This window comes from Streptomyces sp. NPDC001880, assembly GCF_053594575.1.
On record NZ_JBSFET010000261.1, the window covers coordinates 1 to 1,908 of the forward strand.

Genomic DNA, 1,908 nt, shown 5'->3' on the forward strand with positions numbered 1-1,908 from the left:
CGCCGAGTAGCCGGAGGGGATTTCACCCTCCGGCCCTCACAGAACGGAGCGTGACAATCTCTCGTCACTCCGCTCTTGTCGTCCTGATCGTCAGACCAGTACGGCACTCACGGTCGGAGTGACGCGCCAGTGCGCGAACATGCGGGGGTATCGCCTGGCGATTTCCTGCAGTTTGGCCAGCGCCTTCCGCTTGGCCGTGAGCCGTTTGTACTTCTTGCGGATCCAACGCACCAGGTAGGCGTTGATGCGCGTCACAAAAGAGGTCAACTCCCAAGGCCTGAAACGGCCGTAGTAGTTGAGCCAGCCCGCCACGACAGGGTTGATCCTTCGAGCGAGCTCTTGGAAGGTCAGATCGGTGCGGGTGTGCAGATGCCATCTCCGTACTTCCCGGCCCATCTTCTTGAGAGCGTCCTGCTGACCGCCGGGTCAAACGCCAGGAACTGGTTCCCGTGCCGACTCCGGTTTCTCCTGGCGCGGAAGGTGTATCCCAGGAACGTGAACGCCGTGTGCTCGTAGGAGCCTTGGCGATTTCCGTCACGGCAGTACACGATCCGGGTCTTGTCCGGGTGCAGACGCAGCCCGACCTCGGCCATCCTGTCCGTGAGCGCGGCCAGCACCTGGCGGGCCTGGCGCTCGGTGACGCAGTGCAGCACCGCATCATCCGCATAGCGTTCGAACCAGACGGGCGGGAACTCCCGGGCCATCCAGGTGTCGAACGCGTAGTGCAGGAACAGGTTCGCCATGACAGGAGACACGGGAGCCCCTTGCGGGGTGCCGCGCTCCCGTTCCAGCAAGGAGCCGTCGGGCATCTGGAGCGGGGCGGCGAGCCACCTCCGCACATACAAGTTCACCCAAACGGCGTCGGTATGCACTTCCACTGCCTTGACCAAGAGATCCCAGGGCACGCTGTCGAAGAACTTGGCGATGTCGAACTCGACCACCCAGTCCCGTTTCCAACAGCGTTCCCGGCACTTCTCCACCGCATCCAAGGCGGACCGTCCGGGCCGGTATCCGTAGCTGTCGGGATGGAAGATTGGTTCCACCCTCCGCATGAGATGCCGGGCCACGACGGTCTGAGCCACGCGATCGGCGACGGCGGGAATACCAAGCATCCTTTCGCCACCTCCCTGTGGCTTGGGAATTGCCACCGCGCGCACCGGAGGCGGGAAGTATGAGCCTGACGACATTCTGTTCCAGACCTTGTAGAGGTTGTTCCTCAGATCCTTCTCGAAGTCGTCGATGCTCTGCCCGTCCGCTCCCGGTGCCCCTCTATTCGCTCTGACTTCCTCCCATGCCTCCTTGACTTCCCGCTTTGAGATCTCAAACGGCTTGGTCTGTGACTTCAACTGGTCCACCGAACTCCTCCCGGAAACAACCGTCCGGTTGATGCGATCAACACAGTCACGAACGACCCGGTCCCTTCGCTCCACCCCCATTACAGGGGCTTCACCACTACTACGAACCGGTCCGCCAGCACACCCCGCATCGGTACTCAGCCCCTCGCAGTGTCCGCTGCTTGAGGCGCTTCCTCTCGCCGCCGCTGCACGGCGGGCAGTATCGGGGCTTGCCTTCTCCTGTTCCATGCGGAAGCCGCAGACCGGGCTCACGTCGCCTGCATGCCGGACACCACCTGGCCAATAGACGGGCTCCCGCCAGGCTCATCCCGGAGTTTAGGGAACACCCCGGTTTTGATGTCGTCTGTTTTCGTTTCGACACGTCAGCAGCGATTCACTTGCGTTCGTCTTCCCGGTCCCCACCTGACGCCTCTTACGGCGCCTTTTCCTCATCGCTCACCACGACAGTCTTCGGCTAACGCGGCATGAGGCAGTTTGAAGCCTCCCCCCGCAGGGCGGCTCCGAAGGGCCACAAAACCTTCATCTTCCGCACAGCACCACTCTTGAAAGCTGT

The 1,908-nt window shown here is 62.3% G+C and carries 2 protein-coding genes; both read right to left on the reverse strand.

Annotation, left to right across the window (positions count from 1 at the left end; genetic code table 11):
• Positions 1-90: 90 nt before the first annotated feature.
• On the reverse strand, positions 91-396 hold the full coding sequence (locus tag ACWCQ6_RS37070; RefSeq protein ID WP_451096881.1) for a group II intron maturase-specific domain-containing protein: 306 nt from the start codon (positions 394-396) through the stop codon (positions 91-93).
• A complete protein-coding gene (gene ltrA, locus ACWCQ6_RS37075; RefSeq protein WP_451096883.1) occupies positions 348-1,355 on the reverse strand; it encodes a group II intron reverse transcriptase/maturase in 1,008 nt (335 codons plus the stop codon). Before ltrA ends, ACWCQ6_RS37070 begins: the two co-directional genes overlap by 49 nt.
• Positions 1,356-1,908: the final 553 nt, after the last annotated feature.